Raw genomic sequence first — 24,591 nt, forward strand, 5'->3', positions numbered from 1 at the left:
TGCTTCGAAAGGTCGTCATACACGATCACGGCGTGCATGCCGTTGTCGCGGAAGAATTCGCCCATCGCGGCACCGGTGTAGGGCGCGAGGTACTGCAGCGGAGCGGGCTCCGAAGCGGTCGCGGCGACGACGATCGAATATTCCATCGCGCCGTTTTCTTCGAGCGCGCGGACGATCTGCGCGACGGTCGAGCGCTTCTGGCCGACGGCAACGTAGATGCAGTAGAGCTTCTTGCCTTCGTCGGTGCCGGCGTTCGCTTCCTTCTGGTTGATGAAGGTGTCGATCGCGACGGCGGTCTTGCCGGTCTGGCGGTCGCCGATGATCAGTTCGCGCTGGCCGCGGCCGACGGGAACGAGCGCGTCGATCGCCTTGAGGCCCGACTGCACGGGTTCGGAAACCGACTGGCGCGGAATGATGCCCGGAGCCTTCGATTCGACGCGAGCGCGGGTCACGTCCACGATCGGGCCCTTGCCGTCGATCGGGTTGCCCAGCGCGTCGACCACGCGACCGAGCAGGCCCTTGCCGACCGGAACGTCGACGATGGTGCCGGTGCGCTTGACGCTGTCACCTTCCTTGATTTCGGCGTCGGAGCCGAAGATCACGGCGCCGACATTGTCGGCTTCGAGGTTGAGCGCCATGCCCTGGATGCCGTTGGCGAATTCGATCATCTCGCCCGCCTGGACGTTGTCGAGGCCGTGGATGCGGGCAATACCGTCACCCACCGACAGCACGGAACCGACTTCGCTGACTTCGGCTTCAGTGCCGAAATTGGCGATCTGGTCCTTGATGACCTTGGAGATTTCTGCGGCGCGGATATCCATGAGTATGTCCTTTGATCAGGCCTTCATCGCCTGGGCGAGGGAATTGAGACGGGTGCGGATCGAGGCGTCGATGCGCTTCGATCCGATTGTAACGACGAGGCCACCGAGCAGATCGGGGTCGACCTTCGTGGAAAGCTTGACGGTGCGGCCTTCGCGCGCGGTCAGCTTGGTCTTGAGCTGATCGAGCTGGGCATCGCTGAGCGCGTGGGCGCTGGTGACTTCCGCACTGACTTCACCGCGCTGGGCGGCGGCAATGGTGCGGAAAGCGCGGATCACCTGCGGCAGCTGCGACAGTCGGCGGTTCTGTGCCAGCACGCCGAGGAAGTTCTGCGTCAGGTCGCTGAGGCCGAGGAGCTTGGCGACTGCGGCCAGCGCCTGCTGCGCGGCGGAACGGGTCACCTTGGGATTGGTGGTCAACAGGCCGAGCTCGCTCGATTCGGCGAGCGCAGCGGCCAGCTTGTCGAGATCCGATTCGACCGCAGTCACGGTCCCGTTCTCGCTCGCAAGGTCGAACAGGGCCGATGCGTAACGCCCTGCCAGGCTAGCCTGAATACCGGCGGAAATATCCACGCGCTTGGGGTCCTCTCGGGTCCGGAAAGAAACTGTCATAGCCTGCCGAATCCGGGCACACGCAGAGGTGGCCCCGGCAAGGCTGGCGCGCGCCTAGCAAAGCCCCTTCGCACTTGCAACCCGACTCACAGCGGGAAAGATTTGGACTCTTTCCCGGCGCCGCATAGAATGGTCTCGATAGGCAACCGGTCGCTTGGGAGAGATGCGATGGAAACCGTGCCGCTGGCCGCGAAATGTGGGGTAGAAGTCAAAGGCGTGCGCTTGGCCGAGGCCGAAGGCGAAACGCTGGAGGCGATCAAACAGGCTATCTATGAACACGGTGTCGCCGTTTTCCGCGACCAGGATGATTTCACCCCGGAAGCTCATATCCTTTTCGCCCAACGCTGGGGCGGGATCGACATCAACAATTATTTCCCGCTGACCGAAGAGCACCCCGAAATCGCGATAGTGCGCAAGCGCGAGGACCAGACCACCAACATCGGTGGCGGTTGGCATACGGACCATTCATACGATCAGGTCCCGGCGATGGGGTCGGTCCTCGTCGCCCGGCACCTTCCGCCCAGCGGAGGCGACACGATGTGGGCACATATGGGTGAAGCCTATGACGCGCTGCCCGACGACCTCAAAGCCGAGATCGAAGGGCTTGAGGCCTATCATACTGCCGACCACATATATGAAGAGGGCGGGCTCTACGCGAAGACCGACATGGGCAGTGAGCTGCGCGGCCAGTCGCTAAAGACCGGGGCGACGCACCCGATCGTTATCCGCCACCCGCAAACAGGCCGCAGGCTCCTCTACGTCAACAGCGCATTCACCTGGAACATCGTCGGCAAGTCGCGTGAAGAAAGCATGCCGCTGCTCCAACGCCTCTATGCGGCAGCGACGGCGGCCGACAACACCTGCCGCCTCGAATGGAAGCCCGGAACGGTGGCGATCTGGGACAACCGTACGACCTGGCACTACGCGCTCAACGACTATCAGGGCTATGCCCGCGAAATGCACCGCATCACGCTCAGCGGAGAAGCGCTGGCGGCGTGACGCAATTGTCTTGAGCCTGCTCTCGCGATTCCGACCCTAGGGCCGGGCGCTGCATTCGTAGACCAGCCGTTCGTTGGGTTGCTGGGGTAATTGGCCCAGAACCTCGGCCTGCAGGTCGCCCAACTGGGCGGCTACGCCTTCCTGGTTGCACATGGGGGCCTCATACTTGGCACGGGCAGTACGGGCTTCTTCCATCGCGTTGCGCGAAAGCAGGTAGCGTTCCACCCGATACATCCGGCGGTCGGGATCGAAGCTGGCGACCGACACCGCATCCTCGTTCTCGGGAACGAAGACCCGCGACCATGTGCCACCGGAAAAGCCATATTGCGTGCGTCCATTGACGCAGCCTTCCTTGGTCCAGTCGAAATCGAGGTCCTCGGTTTCCGAACTGGTCACCCGGCTGCGCTCAGGAATAATGCGGCAGGTCAGCTTGAGATCGCCCTGATGCGATGCCTCGCCATCCTCGCCGTCGCCTGTGCCTTCCGGCGTCATAGCCGCAGCGACGCGGCGGTCGATCTCGTCCAGGCCCGGTCGCGTCAGATATGCGGCGAGGGCCGCCAGCACGATAACCGCTGTCCCGGCGCCAACCAGCCGCAGCCGTTTCTCGTCGCGGGGCTCAGCCTTGCGGATGGCCAGTGCCCATTGACCCAGGCCGAAGGCGACCAGCAGCAGCACGAAAGCCAGGAACACCCGGTCTTCGCGGTCGGTCAACACGCTCTGCTCCGCCTCGAACTGGGCGCGATCGCGCTGTTCGCGCGTCATCTCCGCCCGTTGGGCCAGGTCCTGGCGGGCGATCAGCTGTTCGCGCGCCATGCGCTGACGCTCGGCCTCGTCGAGGTCGGCCATCGATCGGCAGGGCATGTCGTTTACCCGGGCCTCGACATCATTGGCCTTTAGAAACGGCAGCAGTTCGCGGTTCGAAACCGCAAAGAAGAATTCCGCGTCGCCGCCATCGCTGTCAGCGCCGAAGCTGTTGACGCCCAGCACGCGACCACAATTATCTAAAAGAGGTCCGCCCGAATTGCCGCGCGCGATGGGTGCAGTGTGGAGGATCGAATCGAACTGGCGGCTGGGCCGCGTTCCCGAAACGAAGCCCCGGCTCTTCACCGGGGGTTGGCTGCGGAAGATGTCGCCCAAGTCCAGCCCCTGCGCGCGGTCGACATTCATCGGATAACCGACGCTGGTGACGTCGCCGCTGTCGGGCGGAGCCCCGCCGGCAAGCGCCAGCGGCGGCAGGCGGAGCGACCCGGTTACCCGGATCAGCGCAAGGTCGGTCTTGGCCGAGGCGGCGATCAGCTGGCCGTAAACCGCTTCGCCGCCTCCTGAAGGAATGATGCCGATCCGCAGGTCCTCGTCGCGCATGGCGTCGCGTACGACATGGGCGTTGGTGACCACCTTGTCGCTCGCCACCCCAAATCCCGTGCCGTGGCTGACCGGGACCAGTTCGCCACCCTGACTGTCGATGATCACCACGCGCACCACGCCGCGCGCGGCCGCGTCGATGTCCGCAGGGTCGGCCAGCGCAAGGCCCGGAGCGAGCAGCGCGAACAGCGCGGCAAAGTAGGTGAGAAAGCGTCCCATTCGTGCGTCGTTGTGACGGGCAAATGCTTTGATCGCAAGCGGCGGGATGCAGGCATATGACGGTCCCGGCTATCTCGCCTTCATCCTATGGAGGCTCAGATGCATTATTTGATCGAGGGGATTGATCCCGCCCCCTATCGCCAGCTCTTCGAGCTCGACGATGCGGCGCTCGCTGCGCGAAACATCGTTCGGGTTACGGCGGACGGGAAGCCCGGCTTCCCCTGCCGTGTTACGCTCGACGAGGCGGAAGTGGGCGAGACCCTGCTTTTGCTCAACCACACCAGTCGAGATGGAGACACGCCCTATTGCGCCAGTCATGCCATCTTTGTGCGCGAAGCTGGTACGGCGCCTGCGCGCTTCGTCGATAGTGTCCCGCCGGTGTTCGGCCCACGGAAGCTCTCCTTGCGCGGGTTCGATGCCAGCGGCATGATGATCGATGCCATGATCACCGAACCCGGGGAGGCTGCAGGAGGCCTTGAAACCCTCTTCGCCAACCCCGAGATCGTCGAGATCGACGTCCACAATGCGGTGCGCGGATGTTTCGCCGCCCGGGCGAGGAGGGCGTGATGACCACAATGCCTGACAGCGATACCGCCTGGGCTGCGGTGATGCGCCGCGACCGCGCGTTCGACGGCCGGTTCGTAACCGGCGTGCTGACCACCGGCATCTATTGTCGCCCATCCTGCGCCGCGCGCCACCCTTCCCGCGACAATGTGCGTTTCTTCGCCAGCGGGCCAGAGGCGCAAGCCGCGGGGTTGCGGGCGTGCAAGCGCTGCCTGCCTGATGATGTTTCACGCGATCAGGCGGCCATTCTCGCCGCGATCGACGAGATCAGGCAGGCCGAAGATGTGCCTTCGCTCAGCGCGCTGGCGGAAATCGCGGGCTATTCGCCGACCCATTTCCAGCGCGTGTTCAAGCGGGCGACCGGGCTCTCGCCCGCAGCCTATGCGCGCGCCCTGCGTGAAGAACGCGCGCGCGATGCCTTGAGTGCGGGCGACAGCGTGACCGATGCCATTTACGAGGCGGGCTATTCCTCCGCCTCGCGCTTCTATGACAATACGAAAGGACGGTTGGGCATGACGCCAAGCGACTGGCGCGATGGCGGCAAGGGCCGCACAATCCACTGGACGGTGGTCGATACCAGCCTCGGCGCGATGCTCGTCGCGGCGACGGAGAAGGGCGTGTGCTGCCTGTCGTTCAACGAAGGCGAGGAGGAATTGCGCGAACGCTTTCCCAACGCCGAGCTTGTTCGCGGGGCGGATGTGTTTCGTCAACTATTCGAAATGGTAACCGCCGCGGTCGAACAACCGATCCACGCCACTACCGCCGATATCCCGCTCGACGTCAAAGGCACAGCCTTCCAGCAGCGCGTCTGGGCCGCCCTGCGGGAAATCCCCGCTGGCGAAACGCGAAGCTATGGCGAACTCGCCGCGATGGTCGGCAACCCCAAGGCCAGCCGTGCAGTCGGCGGCGCCAATGGAGCGAACAATATTGCCGTGCTGATCCCCTGCCACCGCGTGATTGCCCATAATGGCGGGTTGGGCGGATATGCCTACGGCACCGATATCAAGGCCGAACTGCTGCGAAGGGAAGCGAAGTAATGGACAAGGTCGAGGCATTCCGGGCGCTGCACGTCCCGGGCAAGCCGCTCATTCTCTATAATATCTGGGATGCGGGCTCGGCGCGCGCCGTGGCGGATGCGGGCGCCAAGGCTATCGCGACGGGGAGCTACGGTGTGGCCGAAGCCAACGGCTTCCGCGATGGCGAGACGCTCCCGCTCGAAATCGTGCTGGAGAACCTCAAGCGGATCCTTTCGGTTACCGACCTGCCCGTGACGCTCGACATGGAAGCTGGCTACGGCGACACGCCGGAGGAGGTCGCGGCCTCGGTCAGCAAGGCTCGTGCGATGGGCGCGGTCGGCATCAATATGGAAGACCGCCTGCCCGGCGAAACGGCGCTGTTGCCGATCGAGATCGCCGCGGAACGCTTTGCCGCAGCCGCCGCGACCGGCATCCACGTCAACGCCCGCACCGATGTCTATCGCGGCAAGGATCCGGCGGATTATTCGCAGGCGATGATCGACGAAACGCTCGAACGGGCCCGCGTCTATGCCGTGGCAGGGGTAGGGAGCCTGTTTGTGCCCTTCCTCGGTGATCACCCGACGATCCGGGCGATCTGCGAAGGCTCACCGCTGCCGGTGAACGTTTTATGGGGCCCGGGCCGCGGTACCCATGCCGAACTCGCGGCGCTTGGTGTGGCGCGGATCAGTTATGGGCATGGCCCGTGGGCCGCCGCGATGAACTGGCTCAAACAGCAGGCCGAAGCAGTCTTCAAGGACGGCTAGACGAAGCTATACGGATCAACATCCACGGCGACACGCACACCGGGCGGGTGATCGACCTGTCCCAGCCAGTCGCGAATGACGTCCTGCAATTGGACACTGCGCCGCGCGTTGATCAGGAAGCGGTAGCGGTACCTTCCGCGCAGCAGAGCCATCGGTGCGGGGGCCGGCCCGAGGATCTGGCAATCCTCGACCTGCGGGCGAAAGGCGCCGAGGCGGTTGGCGGCCTCGCGCGCTTCCGCATCGTCCTCGCTTGAAATGATGATTGCGGCCCAACGGCCAAAGGGCGGTGCTCCGGCATGGCGACGGCCTTCGGTCTCCACCGCATAGAAGGCATCGCGATCGCCGGCTGCGAGCGCGGCGATCACTGCCGCCTCGGGGTGGCGGGTCTGGATCAGCACTTCGCCTGGCTTGGAACCGCGCCCGGCACGCCCCGCGACCTGTGCAACCTGCTGGTAGGTCCGCTCGCCCGCGCGCAGGTCTCCGCCCTCCAGGCCCAGGTCGGCATCGACCACGCCCACCAGCGTCAGCTCGGGGAAATGGAACCCCTTGGTTACCAGTTGCGTACCGACAATGACGTCGACCTCGCCCGCTTCGACCAGAGCAATGAATTCGGCAGCACGCCCGGGCGAATTCAGCGTGTCAGAGGTGGCCACGAACACCCGAGCCTCGGGCAGTCGCTGGGCGATTTCATCGGCGATCCGCTCGACCCCCGGGCCACAGGCGACGAGGCAATCGGGCTCGCCGCATTCGGGGCAGACTTCGGGGCTGGGCGTTTCGTGCCCGCAGTGATGACAGGCCAGGCGCCGGGTAAAGCGATGCTCGACCAGCCAGGCGCTGCAGTTGGGGCATTGGAAGCGAAAGCCGCAATTGCGGCACAGCGTCAGGGGAGCGTAGCCGCGGCGATTGAGGAACAGCAGCGATTGCTCGCCCCGGGAGAGTCGCTCTTCGATCCCGTCGACAAGTCGCTGGGCCAGCCACATGCCGTGTGGGGGTTTCTCCTGCGTCAGGTCGATCGTGTCGATGCTGGGAAGCTCCGCGCCGCCAAAGCGGCTTGGCAGGTCGATCTTCTTGTAGATCCCGCTTTCGGCCATTTGCAGGCTTTCGAGTGCGGGCGTCGCGCTGGCGAGGATCACCGGCACCTGTTCGAAATGTGCGCGCATCACCGCGACATCGCGCGCATTGTAGCGCACGCCGTCTTCCTGCTTGAAGCTGACCTCATGCGCTTCGTCGACGACGATCAGGCCGAGCTTGCGAAAGGGCAGGAACAGCGCCGAACGGGCGCCGACCACGACCTGCGCAGTTCCGTGCGCGACCGCGCGATAGGCACGGCGGCGTTCGGTCGACTTGAGCGAGGAATGCCACAGTATTGGTGCCGCGCCGAAACGCTCTTCGAACCGGTGAAGGAAGTTTTCCGTCAGCGCGATCTCGGGCAGCAGCACAAGTACCTGGTGCCCCATGCGGAGTGCTTCCGCGACGGGTTCGAAGTAGGTTTCGGTCTTGCCGGACCCGGTCACCCCGTCGAGCAGGAAGGGTGCAAACTCCGCCTCGCGCACGGCTTCGGCGAAGGTGGCTGCAGCTTCGGCCTGCTCGGGGCTGAGATCCACCTGCGTGAAGTCGGGTCGCGCCTCATCATAGGGACGATCACAGTCGACCTCGACCGGCTCGAGCACGCCCTGGTTGACCAGGCCTCTCAGCACACCTTCAGAGACGCCTGCCAGCCCCGCCAGTTCGCGGATATTGGCTTGTTCGCCTTCGAGTGCCTCCATCGCGGCGAGCCGCTGCGGGGTCAGCCGCTCGGGCATGCCACCGGTCAGGCGATATTCGGTCATCGTCGCCGGGCCCTTGAGCGCGCCACCCGATGACAGCGCCATTCGGGCCACACTGGCGAGTGATGCGACGTAATAGTCGGCGGTCCATTCGATCAACCGCCTGAGCGCTGCGGACAAGGGCGGAACCGGCATTACGCCGCGCAGGTTGCGCAGTTTTTCAGCCGGAACCTCAGTGCCCGGTAGCCGTTCAGCCTCCCAGACGATGCCGACCACGGTGCGCGGGCCCAGCGGACATTCCACCACTGCTCCGGGCTCGACTGCCATGCCTTCTGGCACCTTGTAGTCCAGCGGACCCAGGGCGGCATTGAGGATGAGGCAGCGCACGCGGTTCATGGCCCGGCCATATGGGCGGCGCTGCACGAGAGAAACAAGGGTGGGAAGCAAGAGGACTGGAAATATGAACGACATTCTCCAATGGCCTACCCACCGGCGCTCCGTCATCGGCGGGCTGGCGCTTGGGGGCGCTGCGCTTGCGCTTCCCGGTTGTGCAGGGATTCCCGGCTACAGCCTTGTCGATGCCGTGCAGCGGTTGCTCTACCTATCGAGCGAACGCGCATTTGCGCGCATGCTTCAGGCGGACGGCTTCTGGGATCGGCAGGTCGCCCAGCTTGGCCTCGGCAATTTGCTGGGCACGCGCGGTGATGTCCTCAGCCGGATTCTTACTTCGGCCCTGTTCAAGGACCGGCTCGAAAGCGCGTTCGGCGATATAGCGTACCAAGGAGCGGAGCGCGCCGCCCCGCTGGTGACCGAAGCCGTGCGCACCATCGGCATCCAGAACGCAATCGACCTGGTGCGTGGCGGCCCGACCGCAGCGACCGCTTTTCTGCGAAACTCGATGGGAACCACCCTTGTCGAGGCGATGGTTCCCGAAATCGGCTCCGCGATGCGTGTCGCGCAAGACCCGCTGGTGGGTGAGCTGCTGCGCGGCCTTACAGGGATCGACCTGCCGGGTGCGACCAACCGCTTCGCCACCAATCTGGACAACACGATCTGGCGCGAGATCGGGGTTGAAGAGAGCGCCATCCGTGCCGATCCCGATGCGACGCGGGATCCGCTGATCATCGGCGTATTTGGCGCTGGGGTGCGGCTCTAGAAGGACCAGCCCGCGGAGATCAGAGGGGCGTGGATGATCCTAGTCGGCCGGTGATCGCGCGCCGGGGCAGCAATCACGGTATAGCCGACACCGGCATGGAGATGTTCGCCGAAATCATGCTTCACGCTAACGACACCGCGCCACTGATCGCGTGCAGGTAGCTTGTCGCTGTCTTCCGAGCGGACAGAATCGATCCATTCGCCCGCGAAAGTGGCGCTGGTATCGGCATCAAGCTTGAGCTTGTAACGTAGTTGAATGCGTTCGCGCAGGCCGACCCTGTCGACATCGGTCCCGGTAATCTCTTCCAGTCGAAAACGAATCTTGAAAGAGCCCTGGGAGAGCTCGACTTGCTGGAAGGGCCTGAAGGACTCAGGGCCGATAACATAGGTAAGCCCGCTGCCGATGCTGATCGTGTCGTTGAGATCGTGATCGACCGCTGCGCGCAAAATCAGCTGGTCCTGACCTCTGGCCGAATCCCGGAACCGCGGCATGGCCAGCAGCGTTAAATCGGTGCGTTGGTCGATCGGCATCGAGGCATCGAACATCAGCCAAAGCTGCGTTTCTTCCTCAGCAGCGTGGGCCACGCATGGTTGCCATGCGGCGATGGCGGCGGCAAAGCAGGTTGCAATGAAGCGACTGGTTCTCCCCATGGCAATCGCATAGGGGCGAGCGAAACATTCGCCTATCCGGATTCGGGAGCCTACCCATGAAATTCTTCGTCGACACCGCTGAAATCGCCGACATCAAGGAACTGGCCGAAACCGGCCTGCTCGACGGCGTCACCACCAATCCCTCGCTGATCGCCAAGTCGGGTCGTGATTTCATCGAAGTTACCAAGGAGATCTGCGGCATTGTCGACGGCCCGGTCAGCGCTGAGGTTGTGGCACTCGACCACGAGACCATGATGCGCGAAGCGGAAACGCTGCGGAAGATCGCCGACAACGTCTGCATCAAGGTGCCGCTGACGATCGACGGCCTCAAGACCTGCAAGAAGCTCACCGGTGACGGGACCATGGTCAACGTTACGCTGTGCTTCAGCGCCAACCAGGCGCTGCTGGCGGCCAAGGCCGGAGCTACCTTCGTTTCGCCCTTCGTTGGACGCCATGACGACAATGGCTTCGACGGGATGGACCTGATCCGCGATATTCGCCTGATCTATGACAATTACGCCTTCGAGACCGAAATTCTCGTCGCCAGCGTGCGTCATGTGGTGCACGTGCTCGAAAGCGCACGTATCGGTGCCGACGTGATGACTGCTCCTCCGTCGGTCATCAAGAGCCTGTTCAAGCATGTCCTCACCGACAAGGGCATCGAAGGCTTCCTTGCCGATTGGGCCAAGACCGGGCAGTCGATCCCGACCGAGTAAGCACGAGCATGACCGAGCAGACACCTCTCGACCGCTTCAAGCAGGCCCTGACCGGCACCGCACGGGCGATCGCGCGCGAGCCTGAGATCGAGGTGGCGTGGAGCGCGGATGCCCCCGCACAGTCGGGCAAGAATTTCCGCGTTCCTTTGCCGGGACGCACCTTGCCCAAGGAGCAGGCCACCGAGGCGCGCGGCTTTGCCGACAGCTTCGCGCTCAAGCTGCGCCATCACAACGAGAAGCTGCATAATAGTGGCGCTCCACCGGAACCTGTCGCGCGCGCTTGTTACGATGCAATCGAACAGGTTCGCTACGAAGCGATCGGTACGAACTCCTATGCAGGGATGCGCGACAATCTCGCTTCGGCGGTGACGATGCGCACCGCGAGCGATCCGATCGTTCGCGCCGACGAGGCTTCGCAGGTGCCCCTGCCGACCGCCCTCTCGCTGATGCTGCGCGAGGCGCTGACCGGCGAGGCAATCCCCGATCGCGCGAAGGCAGGTGTCGAGATGGTTCGCCAGGATATCCTGGCGAAGATCGGCACCGACATGGAAGGGCTGGCGGGCGCGCTCGATGACCAGCGGGCGTTTCAGGACCTGACGCTCGACATGCTGCGGCATCTCGAACTGACGCTGCCCGATACCCCCGATGCGACCGATGCCGATGAGGGCGAGAACGACGAAGGCGAAACGCCCGAGGACCAGGAGGGCGGCGAGGACGAAGACCAGGGTGCGGCCGAGCCGCAGGCGGCCGACATGCGCTCCGAGGCTTCCGATGGCGAGGCCGATGGCGACGCCCAGCAGGAAGTCGAAGGCGAGCAGGAGATGGCCGACGGCGACCCGTCGGATGACGGAGAAGAGGGCATGCAGCCCGTCCGTCCCAACCGTCCCTGGACCGAGATCCCCGATGGCTTCGACTACAAGGCCTATACCGAGAAATTCGACGAAGTCGTCGAGGCGCCCGAGTTGTGCGACAACGAGGAACTCGATCGCCTTCGTGCCTACCTCGACAGCCAGTTGGCAGGCCTGCAGGGCGTAGTGACGCGGCTCGCCAACCGTCTCCAGCGCCGCTTGATGGCGCAGCAGAACCGCAGCTGGGATTTCGACCAGGAAGAAGGCCTGCTCGATGCGGCGCGATTGACCCGTGTCGTCATCAGCCCGGGCCATGCACTCAGCTACAAGATCGAACGTGATACCGAGTTCAAGGACACCGTCGTCACGCTGCTGATCGACAATTCGGGCAGCATGCGTGGCCGCCCGATCAGCATTGCCGCGATCAGCGCCGATATCCTGGCGCGTACGCTCGAACGGTGCGGGGTCAAGGTCGAGATACTCGGCTTCACCACGCGCGCATGGAAGGGCGGGCAGAGCCGCGAGGCGTGGCTCTCCGACGGCCGCCTTCCTAACCCGGGCCGGCTCAACGACCTGCGCCACATCATCTACAAGCGGGCTGACGAGCCCTGGCGCCGCGCGCGCCGCAACCTCGGCCTGATGATGCGTGAGGGGCTTCTCAAAGAGAACATCGACGGCGAGGCGCTGCTGTGGGCGCACACCCGCCTGCTCGCCCGGCCCGAGGATCGCCGCATCCTGATGGTGATCTCCGATGGCGCTCCGGTCGACGACAGCACGCTGAGCGTCAACCAGGCGGGCTATCTCGAAAGCCACCTGCGCAAGGTGATCGACTGGATCGAGAAGCAGTCACCGGTCCAGCTTGCCGCCCTCGGCATCGGGCACGATGTCACGCGCTACTACAAGAAATCGGTGACGATCATGGATGTCGAGCAGTTGGGTGGCACGATCATCGAACAACTGGCCGGCCTGTTTGAAGTGGAGTGAGCATGACCGTTTCCGAAGCTGTTGAGTCCCGCCGATCCGTTCGTGCCTTTCTCGACAAGCCGGTCGACCGGACCATGCTGGAACGGGTGCTGGAAAAGGCGCAGCGGGCGCCCTCAGGCGGGAACACCCAACCATGGCATGGCATCGTCCTCACCGGTGAACCCATGCAGCGGCTCTTCGCACGTGTAGCGCAGGATTTGCCCAAAGGCCGCGAGGCATTCGCCCCCGAGTACCACGTCTATCCGCCCGAACTCGAAGGCGCCTACGAGGAGCGTCGTCGCGGGGTTGGCGAGGATATGTATGGCGCGCTCGAAATCTCTCGCGAGGAGAAGGGCAAGCGACTGATGTGGTTCGCCAACAACTTCCGTGCCTTCGGGGCGCCAGTGCTGATGCTGGTTCACACGCCCAAGTATATGGGCCCGCCGCAATGGTCGGACATAGGGATGTGGCTGCAGACGATTGGGCTGCTGCTGCGCGAAGAAGGGCTCGATTGCTGCTTCCAGGAAGCATGGGCGGTCTATTCGCCGCAAATTCGCGAGATGGTCGACATTCCTGACGATCACATTTTCTTCTGCGGTGTGGCGATTGGCTGGCGCGATCCCGATGCGCCGGTCAACAACTTCCCCGTAGCCCGCGCGCCGATCGAGGAATCGGTGCGTTGGGAAGGCTGGTGACGCTTCACTACAAGCCAGCCCCCGCGATGTAGCGTAAACGGATTTTGCCATTCGCGTTCAAAGGCGTAGGGATGGCCTAAGCATAAGAAAAGAATCGGGTTCGCTGTCATGGGAAGGAGTGGTCGTTCGGCCGCTCCGGGGAGGAGTGACCAGCGTGTTCCAGCGGATTTACCTGCTGCTTGGGGTGGTGTTGACCGCCCTGGTTGTCTGCGCGCCGGCTCAGGCGCAATCGGGCCCCGTGCTGCTGCGCGACTCCTTCTCGATAGGGAGCGAGCGCGGTATCCTGTGTCAGGTCCAGGACCGCAGCATCGGCAATCCAGCGCGACAATCGGTGTTCGATCGACGCTGGGCTGTGGTCTGTCGCGATTCGGCGCTGCCGGTCGCGACAATCTATGCCTTCAAGGACAAGGCAGCCGCATCGGGTGACGCTGTGGCGCGCTGGCGCCGCGAAAGCGTCGATTGCAGTGCGGGCGTTCGCGGTATCGAGACAGATCTGGTCGGCGCCTCGCTAACCAATTGCAAGGTCATCGGCACCGGCCTCGAATGGTCGGTCATCGAGGCGCAGGGGACCGGTCTCCATTACCTTGCCGATGGGTTTTCTGCCTACGACAGCGCAACGTTGCTGGCCCTTCGTTCCTTGCTGGACAACGCGGTTGCCGAAGGGACCATCGACGTAGCGACGACGATGGTCAGCGATCCCTTCGCCTTTGCCCGCGTGCAGGCCGAAACGCTCGAGCCCGAACAGGCGTTGGCAGAGGGCTATCGCCGCAATCTCGGCGGCGATTATGCCGAAGCCGCAGCCTACTTCGAAACCTTGCAGGACAGGCTCGAGCAGAGCGGGGAGACGAGCACAATTTCGGTTGGCGAATTCACCGTGAACCGCGCACTCCAGCGCAGCAACATGGGTGAATTCGCAACCGCGGACAGGCTATTCGAGGATGCCCGGCCGCAAACGGCGGGCGATCCGATCGGTGAACGGCTGCAGCGCAATTTCGAAGCCATCCACCTGCTCAACCAGCGCCTGCCGCGAGATGCGGCGGTGCGCGCCGGGCAATCGCTCAGCACCGCGGCTTTGCAGGTCGATCTGGATGCAATGAGGCTGGAGATCAGCCTGCCGCTGTCGGAACGCCTTAACGGTTCGGGTGACGGGCTGTTCGGCTTTATCGACGAAGTACGCCTGTCGCAGCGCGAAAGGGCGGAAATCCTCGATGCGCAAGCACTGCAACTGCGTGGTAGCGCCCTGCGGCTCGAAGGCGATCTGGCTGGGGCCAGGTCATTGCTGCTCGACAGCTTTGCCCGCGCCGTTGCGGTTCGTGACGGAAGGGTGACTTCGATCACGCGCCTGCGCGCCCAGACCTTGAGCGAACTGGCGATCATTGCCGAGCTGCAAGGCGAGCCTGCCAAGGCAGAAGGCTACCTCAAGAACGCATTGACGCTGCTCGAAGTGCAATATCCGGAACGCCGCACGGTTAGCGCGGCACGGGCGCGGCTGGCAGATTTCTATCTGCGCCAGGGCCGCCGCAATGAAGCACTGGTTCTGTTTTCCGAGGTTATCGACCAGGCGGTGGGGCAGAGCGATGCGGCGACCGGCTTTGCCAACCGGCTCACCCCTTATTTCGCCACGCTGGCGCCCGAAGTGGCGCGTGATCCGGCCGCGGCAGAGGCGTTCTTCAAGGCCATTCAAGTATTGGTGCGCCCGGGTGTTGCCGAAACGCAGGCGATCCTGTCGCGCGAACTGTCGGCACGCACCGACGATGCATCACGCCTGATCCTCCAGTCGAACGACCTTTCGCGCGATATCGAACGGAGTAGAATCCGGCTGCAGCAGCTGATCGCGACCGATGTCGCAGCCAATGATCCGCGTCGTGCCGAACTGGCCGGCCTGATCGAACAGTTGCAGCGCGATCAGTTGCGCACACAGGCGGAACTGGCCGATTATCCGGAATATCGCGTCGTCGCACCACGCTCGCTTACGCTGGAGGAGTTCCGCGCGATCCTGCAACCGGGCGAGGCCTATGCCCGCCTCGCACTGGTCGGGCGCGACCTCTACATGTTCTGGACCGATCGCGCCGGGGCGGCAGCGTGGAAGCTGGGCGTCGGCGAAGACGAATTGGATTTCCAGGTCGATATGCTGCGCGCCACGATCTCCATCGAGCAGGGCGGGCAGTTGCTCACCTACCCCTACGAGATCGGCATTGCGCGCGAACTCTACAAGGAACTGTTCGAGCCCGTTGCCGATCGCCTGGCGGCGACGGATCACCTGATCTTCGAACCCGATGGCGCACTGTTGCGGTTGCCAATCGATATCCTCGTCGCCGACGATGCATCGGTCGACCGCTATGACGCACGAGTTGCCTCCGGTGGCGATCCATACGACTTCACCGGGACGGCATGGCTCGCGCGTCAGACCCGCGTCAGCACTGCGGTTTCGGCGCAGGCCTTCGTCGATGCGCGGCGTACCGCGCGTTCACGGGCGGCGCGCGAATATCTCGGGCTGGGAGAAAACACACCGCTCGGGAGCAATGCGGCGCCATACAATCGCGCCGTGATGGCCTCTGGCAACGCCAAGTGCGGCTGGTCGGTGGCTACCTGGAACAATCCGATCGACGATGCAGAGCTCGTCGCGGTCCGGGGGCTCGTCGGCGCGGGTCAATCGGAGCTCGTGACCGGCAATGCCTTCACCGATGACGGGCTGGTGGCGCGCAACGACCTCGACCAGTACCGTGTGCTCCATTTCGCCACCCATGGCCTGGTGACCCCGCCGGACCCATCATGTCCGGCCAAGCCGGCCCTGCTCACGTCATTCGGAGGCGAAGGTTCGGATGGGCTGCTATCCTTCGAAGAGATATTCGACCTCAACCTAGATGCGGATATCGTCATCCTCTCAGCCTGCGACACGGCTGGAGCCGCAAGTATCGAGGCAACCCGTGCAGCGGGTGTCGGCAGTGGCGGTGGGACGGCGCTCGATGGGCTGGTGCGCAGCTTCGTTGGAGCGGGCAGCCGGGCGGTACTGGCCAGCCACTGGCCGGTCCCCGATGACTACAATGCGACCACTCGCCTGGTGAGCGAGATGTTCCGCCTGGGCCGGACGCAGGACATCGGTCATGCACTGCGCGGCTCGCAGGCCTTGCTGATGGACCAGCTCGACACGTCGCACCCCTATTACTGGGCCGGATTTGCCATTGTCGGTGACGCCGCCCGCCCGCTCCTGACCGACCGCGAGCCTGCTCTTGCGCGTGCAGAGGATCTTCGTCTTGGCCAATAAAGCGATAATCGCCGCTGCCCTTCTGGGCGGCCTCACAGCCACGCCGGTGCTTGCACAAGCCGTGCAACCGCCGACCCGCGAACAGGTTCGTCGGGATCAGTTGGACGATCGATTGAGCACGCCGGGAGAAGGTGTCTCGGTCGATGCTTCCCTGGCACGCGCGCCCTGTCCCCTGGCGGATCCCCAATACGACCAGATTCGCTTCACGCTTTCGAGCGCCAGTTTCGTCGGTGCCGAAGAGGTTGAGCCGGGGCTACTCGACGCCGCCTGGAGTAGCGTGGCGGGACAGGATCTGCCGATATCCGCCGTGTGCGATATCCGCGACCGGGCCAGCGCGATCCTCAACGAAGCCGGCTATGTCGCTTCTGTGCAGGTGCCGCCGCAGCGGATCGAAGGCGGCGCGGTGCGCTTCGACGTGATTGTCGCCCGCATGACAGGGCTCGTCATCCGCGGTGAGCCCGGCCCTTCGGGCGAGCAGCTTCGCCGCAATTTCGAGAGTCTCCGCAGTCAGCCGGTGTTCCGCCGCAGCGAGGCGGAGCGTACGCTGATGCTTGCGCGCGATATCCCGGGGATGGATGTGCGCCTGTCGCTGGCACGCGATGTCGGGCCCGATGCCAAGGCCGGCGACCTGATCGGCATCGTCGATGTGGTGATGGACCGCGTCCAGGCCGACCTGTCGATACAGAACCTCAGCTCCGACCGCACAGGGCGTTTCGGGGCATTGTTGCGTGGTCAGATCAACGGGCTGACTGGCCTCGCCGACCTCACCGAGCTTTCGATCTATTCGAGCCAGGACCCGCAGGAGCAGCTGGTGCTGCAGGGGCGGCACGAGTTCGGTATCGGGACCGACGGGTTCCGCGTTGGTGTCAACGCGGTCTATGCCTGGACCCAGCCGGACATTGATGGGCCGGATATTTTCGATTCCACGACCTTCGTCGGTACACTGTACGGCAGCTATCCGATTGTGCGACGTCAGGTGAAGAACGTCGTGCTTTCGTTCGGCCTGGACTGGATCGACCAGCGGATCGACTTTGCCGGCCTGGACCTGAGCCGCGACAAGCTGCGCGTTCCCTTTGTCCGGATCGATGCCAGCATGATGGACCGCGCCAGTGCCGAGGGGCGTGGCGGTTATACCATCGCCGAGCCGCGCTTTGCGGCGCATAGTGCGCTCGAAGTCCGCCATGGGATCGGCGCGCTGGGCGCGAGCGACGGTTGCGGGCCGGGCTTCCTGGCCTGCGCGGCACCGGATATCGTCCCGATTGCGCGCCTCGATGCGGACCCTTCTGCGCTTGTGCTCCGGTATGAGGGACAGGTAAGCTTCCGCCCTTCGCCACTCTGGCTCATCAAGGTGGCGCCAAGGGCGCAATATTCGCCTGATGCCCTGCTTTCCTACGAGCAGTTTTCCGGGGGCAATTTCACGATCGGGCGCGGCTATGATCCGGGCGAGCTGATTGGCGATAGCGGGCTCGGTGCCCGTATCGAGCTTGCCTATGGCACGCTCCAGCCTGAAACGCCCAAAGGCATCGCCTGGCAGGGCTTTGCCTTTTGGGACACGGTGTCGGCGTGGATCAAGGATGTCGCTGACGATCCCTACACGATCAACTCGGTGGGCGCGGGGGTACGCTTCAACATTGCCCGCCGGGCCTATCTCGAAGTGGTGGGTGCAGTCCCGCTCGATCGCGCACCACTCGAAACGAAGCGCGATGATTTCCGCCTGCTTCTCAATCTCTCGATCAATCTGGGGTCATGATCATGAGCACGCGCAACCTTGCCGCCTCCGGTCGCAACCCTGGAACGGCTGTACATCGTTCGCGATGGCTGGCGCAGGGTTCCGGCATGGCGATCGCACTCGGGCTGTGTTTCGGAGCGCCGGCGCAGGCGGCTCCGGGCAGGGGTGGAATAGTCCCAACGGTGGCCCCGCGGGTTGACGAGACACAAGCAGTGCAGGGCAGCCCGACATTGCCCGCCAGCGTTTCCTGGGGAGCGCGCACGGCGAATTCGGACACGATCAACGTCGATACGACTGCCGCGATAATCAATTGGTCGACCTTTGACACGGCGACACTGGCAGACACCTCAGCCTATGTGAACTTCATACCCGAAGGCACTTCGCTGAATTTCCGCGGTCCGGATTCAGACTTTGTGGTGCTGAACCGTATTTTCGGGACACCCGATTCCGCCGGGAACTTTCGCGGGATTGCGATCAATGGCCAGGTCGCCAGCACGCTGATCGACGGCACGACCCGCGCCGGGCAGATATGGTTCTACAGCCCGGGCGGCATACTCGTCGGCAATGGCGCCGCGATCAACGTGGGCAGCCTGGTCCTGACGACCAGCGACGTGAACGCAATCACCGCCGGGCAGATCGACTTTACCGGCGCATCGCAGGATTTCTCGTCGGTCTACATCGACGCTGGCGCAACCATCAACCTGACGCAGGATGCAAGCTATTTTGCGGTGGTCGCACCCACGATCGAACAACACGGTTCGGTCAGGGTCAATGGTAGCACGACCTATTTCGTGACCGATTCCGGGACCATCCTGCTCGATGGATTGGGTGGGCTCGACGCGCGCGTGATCGATCTAGACGGCGATCCGCTGACCATCGAAGGCGCGGCGGCCGACGGCAATTACCTGGTCCACACGGGATCGACCGGCGGGGTGGCTTCGCTACAGGTCCAGGACGTCAACGGTAACGTCCTTTCGGCCGATCCGCATTTCATCGAATTCTTCGCGCCGAACAGTGCTCTGACGCTCGAGATATCGGGCAGTGTCGGATACGACGCGGCAGCGGCCGCCGCGGCAGGATCGAACGGTTCGGTCATCATCAGCGGCGTGGACAACCCGTTCGCCACCTTGCCCAGCACAGTTGATAGCCCGGCCAATTCGGTGACGATTACTGGCACTGCCTTTACATCGGGAACCCGGATCTACGGTTTCGATGATGTGTCGATCATCGCGGGTGCGGGTGAGGCTATCTCACTGGGCACGGACGGCTGGGGACCGCTGAGCCTTTCGGTCGAGGCCAACTCGGTCTCGATCGGTGCGGAAGCCGGCGGCACGGTGAAGATCGACGGCGATCTGTCGGTGTTCGACGGCCGACCGGATCGATCGGGCGTTTTCAGCCTGTTTGCAGGGAACGACCCGGCGGGCGCCCTGGCGTCGGGAAGTTTGGCGATCGGCGGCGATCTTTCGATCAGCACCAGCCTTTTCTACTCGGGTAGTCCCATCCAGCCTGCGGTCTCCGACGATATCAATGTTACCGTGGCCGATGGCGCATCACTCACCGTGGGCGGCCGGGCGAGGCTCGATACATCGACTTATTCGAGCTTCATCGAGGGGACGAGCCCCTACCAGTCTTCCGAGGTTCAGAGCGGGACGGTCACTCTATCGGTGGGAAGCGGCGCGACCCTAACCATCGCCGGAAACCTTACGATTGCGACCGATGCCGGACCGATCGAGGGCGGCTATTCCTATGGTGCGCCAGCCACGGCCGGGGACGTCGACATCGATTTCGTCGGTTCGACGGTCTCGATCGGTGGGCTGTCGATATTCGGCAGTGCCCAGGCTGCGTCGGGATATTCTGCAAACACCTCGAGTACGACCTACGATGGAACCGGGGGTAAGGTAACCATCGATATTATCGGTGGATCGGCGGACCTTGGCTCGGTCAATATCGATACTTCGGGCCACGGGGCGAGCGGTGGGCCATCCAGCACTTCCGGCGCCGGCATTGGTGGCGACGTGAACATCACCAATACCGGAGCGCTGTCGGTGACCGACCTGACCGTCGTGGCTGACGGCGTCGGGCAAGATGGCACGAACGCATTCTTTTCCAGCCCTGGCGGCCATGGCGGTGAAGGGCGAGGCGGCTCGATCGTCGTCGACACCGGTTCCACGATCTCCGGACTTTCGTCGATCTACCTGTCAGCTACCGGTACGGGTGGCAATGGAGGTTCCGGCTATTATGGTTCGGGGCCCTATCCGGGGGGCGCGGGGGGCGCGGGTTTTGGCGGTTCGATCACGCTGACCGCACGCGGTGCCGGAACTACCCTGACTGGGCTCAGCACGCTGTTCCTCGATGTTACCGGGACTGGCGGAAGCGGGGCCGCGGGGGTCTATGGGTTTAGCATTGGCGGTACCAACGGCTATTCCGGCGGCGATGGCACCGGCGGCTCGCTGACGATCGAATCGCGCACCGGTGCCTATCTTGAAATCCCCTCAGGTTCGGATTTGCTTTCGGCCCACGGCTATGGCGGCGCGGGCGGCAACGGTGGCGGCAGCTATGGTGGAACGGCCGGTGCCGGTGGCGATGGCGGCGCGGGTTTCGGCGGTTCGCTGAGCCTGGTGGCGCAAGGGGGGACGCTGGTCGGCGGTAGTATCGATTTGACTTCGACCGGCACCGGCGGCGCGGCAGGGGTTGGCGGATACGCCTATAATCCGAGCGCGCCGGGCTCTTATGGCCCCAATGGCATCAACGGCTCAGGTTCCGGTGGTACGGTTTCGCTTAGCGCGCTGGAGGGCAGTCCTGGCATCATTTCGTTGGGCTCAGTTGGCATCGATGCCAGTGGCCTTGCGGGTGGAGGCGATATTACCGTCCCGACAGTCGGCGGCGCGATCACCATCACCGATGCATCGACCGATCCTGCGGGTCTGATCACCCTGGGGTCGCTATTTGCCGTATCGGCGGGCGGATCGGGCACGCCGGGCAATTTCACCATGGCCGGTGACAGTGGGCCTATTACCGTCAATGGTAACGTCATCGTCGATGTCGATGGCAATATCCTGTTCGATTTCGCGGGGACCGGACAGCTCGATGCCGCAGGTGTCACCACGCTGTCGGCACTCGGTTCGATAACGGTAAACCACGCGAACAACGTGGGACCAACCCTGTCGATCGACAGCCTTGGCGCATTCACCGCGACTGCTGGCGGAAATTTCACCATCGGCAGCGGTGCCATCGTCAGTAGCGACGATACCGTGATCGTGCGGGCCGAAGGAGCCATCGATGTCGATGACATTCGCGGTGTCGGGTTTATGGATCTGTCCGCGGGGCTCGGAAACACTGTCAACAACGCCTCGGTCAGTGGTGCACCCACCATCGTACCCATCGGCGCGCTGTCGCTGGTCGTCTCGGGCCTGACGATCACTGCAGGCGGTGACGACAACAGCGAGGTCGAACAGTTCGATCCAAGCTACAGTGCGCAAATCACCGGGACCGTTACCTCGACCGGCTATATCCAGGTCGAGGCGGGCGGAACCGCAATCTTCGGTCCCGGATCGAGCACGATTTCGGACAACGGCCTGCTGGTGCGGACCGGGGACGATATCATCATTGGGTCCGGGGCACTGGTGGAGGCTGCGGCCAATCCGGCGACTGCGGTGAACCCGGCGTTCCTGTTCACCAATCCCAACAACCTGTTCCTGCTGGCGGGCGACATCAGCGGATCCGAACTGATCTCGCCGATAAACAGCCCGATTTCCTCGATCGTCTCTACCGGGACGATCAATTCGAACACCTTCGCCGCGGTACTCACTGCCAATGCGATCTTTGGCACGGGTGGGGTCCTGACCGGTGCCTACATCGCGGCGGATATCAATGACGCGCCGGGAGCGGGCGTTGCCCAACGCGATGACGACGGCCTGCTGACCGACCCCTGCCTCGAAGGCAATATCTGCCTAGGTACGGTCAGCGCGACCAACCGGATCGAAATCGGCCAGGCAAGCAACAATGATGTGATCGCCTTCTATGCCGAAACCGGGGATGCGAACGCGGACACGATCCTGATCACGACCCGCCAGGACCTTACTTTCGGCACCGTCGGGCTTCCTTCATCGTTGAACGCGACAAGCCAGTTTTCGGCGATCAGCCTGACCGGCGATGTCAACCTGCTCGACGCCACGATCACATCGGATCTGATCCAGATTTCCGCCGCTGGCAGCCTGCTCGGTTCGGCTTCGCTGGTTTCCGCAAACGACATCGGCATTACCGTGGCCGGCGATATCAACGCCGCGCTGATCGATGCAGGCGGCCAGTTGACCACGGTGGCAGGTGTCGGCGGAGCGCTTGAGACTAGCTATTCAGCGCCAGGTTCGTTCACGGTGGGCAGCCTGGTCCAGGGTGCTGCGACCGCTGCGAATATCATCGCTGGCGGTGACATTTCGATCGGATCGATTGTTACCCCGGGGCAGGCCATCCAGCTCACTGCGAACACGGGCACCGCCTATCTCGGAACGACGAGCGCGATTGGTGCGAGCTCGATCGACGTGACCGCCGAGTCGATCGAATTCGACGATCTGGCTGCGGCCAATACGATTTCACTGGTCTCGACCGTGGGCGATATCACGGGCGGGCTCCTGGCCAATCGACCGTTCGCGCCCACAACGCCCTTCGGCGGTACCGGGTCGCTTGTGGCAGGTGGAGCCATCTCGCTGGACTCGGCGGGTGATATCCAGTTCGGCAGTGGCACGGCGGGTGGCAACTTCATCGCGCAGGCAGGCAATTCGATCCTGTTCGACAATGCGGCCACGAGCGGTTTCCTGGATTTCGGGGCCAACCAGGCAATCACCGGAACCGGGACTGCCCAGGCCGACATCGGCGCCTTCTTCGCGGCCGGACCGGGTGGTATCGACCTAGCTGCTCTGGTTGCGCCTTTTGCGACACTCTTTGCCGATGGTGGACCGGTGCGGGTCAATTCTGCAACGGCCGATTTCATCTATGCGGATGGCAGCGACATTTTCCTACGCGCCACCGGCTCACTCTCCTTGCAGGCCAACGCGACGAATGGCGGCATCGACGTGCGTGCCGCCGGAGACCTTGCGGTCGAGTTGGCGCAAGCAACGGGTTCGGTTGCCCTGGCAGCCGACGGCGGCGATCTGCTGATCCTGCCGGTGATCGATGGCCCTCCCGGCCCGGCGACAAGCGGCCTGACCGTCGATTTGTTCGCTGCGCAGGATATCGTCGTGACCGGGGATCTCTATGCCGACCAAAGCCTGGTCTTGGCCGCAGGCGGTCTGATTTCGATCGAAGCCCTGGCTACTGGCCAGACCATATCAACGCGCAGCGCGGATATGAATATCACTGCAACGGGTCAGCTCGGTGATGCTGCCCGCACGGTCGACATACTCATCGGCAGCGACGGTTCGGGACCGATGACGCTGGGCGGTGATGGAACTGCCGCCGGCTTTGCCTTGAGCGCCGCGGAAATCGGGCAGATATTCGGCGTTGGCAATCTCGGTTTCGACGCCATTGCTCCTTCTGCTGCGGGACCTGCGCTCGTTATCGGCGATCTGACTGTTGGCGTGAGCGACAGTGCGAATGCGGGGCAGATCGGGATTGGTGGAACACTCGGTTTCAGCACTGATGGTGGGGTTCTGGTGAATGGCGCCCTGCTGGTCGATCGAGCGGGGCCGAACACCGCGCTGGAAATCATCGCCGGGCAGGTACTGCGGATCGATTCGCGTATCGGCAACCTGCGGCTGGAAGACCCCAATGGCGCGGCGACCGGGCAAGTGTTCCTCGCGGCGACCGACGTCTACGCGGTGACCGATGAGGCTTTGGCGGATCTCGATGGCTTGTCGATCGATCAGATCACTGACCGGTTGGCGCTCAACGATGGAGTCGATCGTCCCGATGGGGTGATCCAGGCGGATTCACTCACGATCTCGACTTCGGCCAGCAGCGTCTTCATCCAGAACACCGCGCCGAGCACGGAATTTGTCGACCGTCGCGGGATCGTGGTCGGCACGCTGGTTCTCACCGATTCGGCCGGAACCGTGATGCCGATCGTCATCAACGGCATTATCGGCCAGGCGCAGGGCGTCGACGCGATCGCGGCAACCGACGTGCAGGCCAGCTATGATCCGCGGTCGACCATCAACGGCTGCTTCATCATCAGCCCTGCAGCCTGCAGCTTTGGTAACAAGATCCCGCCTGACGATGTCCAGGACCTGATCGAGGAAGTCATCGTCGACCCGGAAGAACCGCTCGCCGCACCAGGCGCAATGCTGATCGAGCTGGCCGAACAGGACGAATTCCGCGACGATCCATTGATCGACGAACCGGTGACGGGCGCTGGCAATGACGATTTCTGGCAAGATGAGGGCTATTGCGCCGGTGGCGGTACAGGCGGCCTCGATTGCACTGTGCAAGAAGAGCGGCCGGAAGCGAACGAGTAG

15 protein-coding genes and 1 pseudogene are annotated in these 24,591 nt (G+C 63.6%); 11 read left to right on the top strand and 5 right to left on the bottom strand.

Annotated elements, in window-relative coordinates; all coding sequences use genetic code 11:
- Window positions 1-821: pseudogene (locus AAFM29_RS06080) on the bottom strand (F0F1 ATP synthase subunit alpha); the annotation flags it as partial.
- Window positions 822-836: 15 nt separating this feature from the next.
- A complete protein-coding gene (locus AAFM29_RS06085) occupies window positions 837-1,391 on the bottom strand; it encodes a F0F1 ATP synthase subunit delta (protein WP_341711915.1) in 555 nt (184 codons plus the stop codon).
- A gap of 207 nt (window positions 1,392-1,598) precedes the next feature.
- On the opposite strand from AAFM29_RS06085, the gene AAFM29_RS06090 reads away from it, so the two are divergent.
- Complete coding sequence (locus AAFM29_RS06090) at window positions 1,599-2,429, top strand: TauD/TfdA family dioxygenase (protein WP_341711916.1); 831 nt, start codon at window positions 1,599-1,601, stop codon at window positions 2,427-2,429.
- A gap of 36 nt (window positions 2,430-2,465) precedes the next feature.
- On the opposite strand, the gene AAFM29_RS06095 is transcribed toward AAFM29_RS06090, so the two are convergent.
- A complete protein-coding gene (locus AAFM29_RS06095) occupies window positions 2,466-4,010 on the bottom strand; it encodes a serine protease (RefSeq protein WP_341711917.1) in 1,545 nt (514 codons plus the stop codon).
- A gap of 99 nt (window positions 4,011-4,109) precedes the next feature.
- On the opposite strand from AAFM29_RS06095, the gene AAFM29_RS06100 reads away from it, so the two are divergent.
- From AAFM29_RS06100 to AAFM29_RS06110, 3 genes are read left to right on the top strand one after another with little or no spacing between them, the layout of a single operon-like run.
- On the top strand, window positions 4,110-4,577 hold the full coding sequence (locus AAFM29_RS06100) for a DUF1203 domain-containing protein (protein WP_341711918.1): 468 nt from the start codon (window positions 4,110-4,112) through the stop codon (window positions 4,575-4,577).
- Window positions 4,577-5,611 (top strand): bifunctional DNA-binding transcriptional regulator/O6-methylguanine-DNA methyltransferase Ada, encoded by a 1,035-nt coding sequence (ada, locus tag AAFM29_RS06105; RefSeq protein WP_341711919.1) that lies wholly within the window; start codon window positions 4,577-4,579, stop codon window positions 5,609-5,611. The genes AAFM29_RS06100 and ada overlap by 1 nt, the downstream gene beginning before the upstream one ends.
- Window positions 5,611-6,354, top strand: coding sequence for an isocitrate lyase/phosphoenolpyruvate mutase family protein (locus AAFM29_RS06110; protein ID WP_341711920.1), 744 nt, complete (start codon window positions 5,611-5,613; stop codon window positions 6,352-6,354). Before ada ends, AAFM29_RS06110 begins: the two co-directional genes overlap by 1 nt.
- Here AAFM29_RS06110 and AAFM29_RS06115 read toward each other — a convergent pair.
- Complete coding sequence (locus AAFM29_RS06115; RefSeq protein WP_341711963.1) at window positions 6,351-8,516, bottom strand: primosomal protein N'; 2,166 nt, start codon at window positions 8,514-8,516, stop codon at window positions 6,351-6,353. The genes AAFM29_RS06110 and AAFM29_RS06115 overlap by 4 nt on opposite strands.
- Before the next feature lie 64 nt (window positions 8,517-8,580).
- Here AAFM29_RS06115 and AAFM29_RS06120 point away from each other — a divergent pair, with 64 nt between their 5' ends.
- A complete protein-coding gene (locus AAFM29_RS06120; protein WP_341711921.1) occupies window positions 8,581-9,276 on the top strand; it encodes a DUF4197 domain-containing protein in 696 nt (231 codons plus the stop codon).
- Here AAFM29_RS06120 and AAFM29_RS06125 read toward each other — a convergent pair.
- Window positions 9,273-9,926 (bottom strand): DUF2490 domain-containing protein, encoded by a 654-nt coding sequence (locus AAFM29_RS06125; RefSeq protein WP_341711922.1) that lies wholly within the window; start codon window positions 9,924-9,926, stop codon window positions 9,273-9,275. The genes AAFM29_RS06120 and AAFM29_RS06125 overlap by 4 nt on opposite strands.
- A 56-nt stretch (window positions 9,927-9,982) precedes the next feature.
- Between AAFM29_RS06125 and fsa the strand changes: the two genes are divergently transcribed.
- The 6 genes from fsa (at window position 9,983) to AAFM29_RS06155 (ending at window position 24,591) form a co-directional block, all read left to right on the top strand.
- Window positions 9,983-10,642 (top strand): fructose-6-phosphate aldolase, encoded by a 660-nt coding sequence (fsa, locus tag AAFM29_RS06130; protein WP_173212208.1) that lies wholly within the window; start codon window positions 9,983-9,985, stop codon window positions 10,640-10,642.
- An 8-nt stretch (window positions 10,643-10,650) separates the two neighbouring features.
- Window positions 10,651-12,474, top strand: a complete 1,824-nt coding sequence (gene cobT / locus AAFM29_RS06135; RefSeq protein WP_341711923.1) for a cobaltochelatase subunit CobT — start codon at window positions 10,651-10,653, stop codon at window positions 12,472-12,474.
- Window positions 12,475-12,476: 2 nt separating this feature from the next.
- On the top strand, window positions 12,477-13,148 hold the full coding sequence (locus tag AAFM29_RS06140; protein ID WP_341711924.1) for a nitroreductase: 672 nt from the start codon (window positions 12,477-12,479) through the stop codon (window positions 13,146-13,148).
- A 154-nt stretch (window positions 13,149-13,302) separates the two neighbouring features.
- Window positions 13,303-16,413, top strand: coding sequence for a CHAT domain-containing tetratricopeptide repeat protein (locus AAFM29_RS06145; protein ID WP_341711925.1), 3,111 nt, complete (start codon window positions 13,303-13,305; stop codon window positions 16,411-16,413).
- A complete protein-coding gene (locus AAFM29_RS06150) occupies window positions 16,403-18,163 on the top strand; it encodes a ShlB/FhaC/HecB family hemolysin secretion/activation protein (protein ID WP_341711926.1) in 1,761 nt (586 codons plus the stop codon). Before AAFM29_RS06145 ends, AAFM29_RS06150 begins: the two co-directional genes overlap by 11 nt.
- 2 nt (window positions 18,164-18,165) lie before the next feature.
- On the top strand, window positions 18,166-24,591 hold the full coding sequence (locus AAFM29_RS06155; RefSeq protein ID WP_341711927.1) for a hypothetical protein: 6,426 nt from the start codon (window positions 18,166-18,168) through the stop codon (window positions 24,589-24,591).

Source organism: Erythrobacter sp., assembly GCF_038133525.1.
GTDB lineage: Bacteria > Pseudomonadota > Alphaproteobacteria > Sphingomonadales > Sphingomonadaceae > Qipengyuania.

What these genes read in the sequence shown, in the direction of transcription:
- ada (WP_341711919.1), top strand. Translation starts at nt 4,577, where the DNA reads ATGACCACAATGCCTGACAGCGATACCGCCTGGGCTGCGGTGATGCGC.
- AAFM29_RS06100 (WP_341711918.1), top strand. Translation starts at nt 4,110, where the DNA reads ATGCATTATTTGATCGAGGGGATTGATCCCGCCCCCTATCGCCAGCTC.
- AAFM29_RS06110 (WP_341711920.1), top strand. Translation starts at nt 5,611, where the DNA reads ATGGACAAGGTCGAGGCATTCCGGGCGCTGCACGTCCCGGGCAAGCCG.
- AAFM29_RS06090 (WP_341711916.1), top strand. Translation starts at nt 1,599, where the DNA reads ATGGAAACCGTGCCGCTGGCCGCGAAATGTGGGGTAGAAGTCAAAGGC.
- AAFM29_RS06120 (WP_341711921.1), top strand. Translation starts at nt 8,581, where the DNA reads ATGAACGACATTCTCCAATGGCCTACCCACCGGCGCTCCGTCATCGGC.
- AAFM29_RS06155 (WP_341711927.1), top strand. Translation starts at nt 18,166, where the DNA reads ATGAGCACGCGCAACCTTGCCGCCTCCGGTCGCAACCCTGGAACGGCT.
- AAFM29_RS06115 (WP_341711963.1), bottom strand. Translation starts at nt 8,516, where the DNA reads ATGAACCGCGTGCGCTGCCTCATCCTCAATGCCGCCCTGGGTCCGCTG.
- fsa (WP_173212208.1), top strand. Translation starts at nt 9,983, where the DNA reads ATGAAATTCTTCGTCGACACCGCTGAAATCGCCGACATCAAGGAACTG.
- AAFM29_RS06125 (WP_341711922.1), bottom strand. Translation starts at nt 9,926, where the DNA reads ATGGGGAGAACCAGTCGCTTCATTGCAACCTGCTTTGCCGCCGCCATC.
- AAFM29_RS06140 (WP_341711924.1), top strand. Translation starts at nt 12,477, where the DNA reads ATGACCGTTTCCGAAGCTGTTGAGTCCCGCCGATCCGTTCGTGCCTTT.
- cobT (WP_341711923.1), top strand. Translation starts at nt 10,651, where the DNA reads ATGACCGAGCAGACACCTCTCGACCGCTTCAAGCAGGCCCTGACCGGC.
- AAFM29_RS06095 (WP_341711917.1), bottom strand. Translation starts at nt 4,010, where the DNA reads ATGGGACGCTTTCTCACCTACTTTGCCGCGCTGTTCGCGCTGCTCGCT.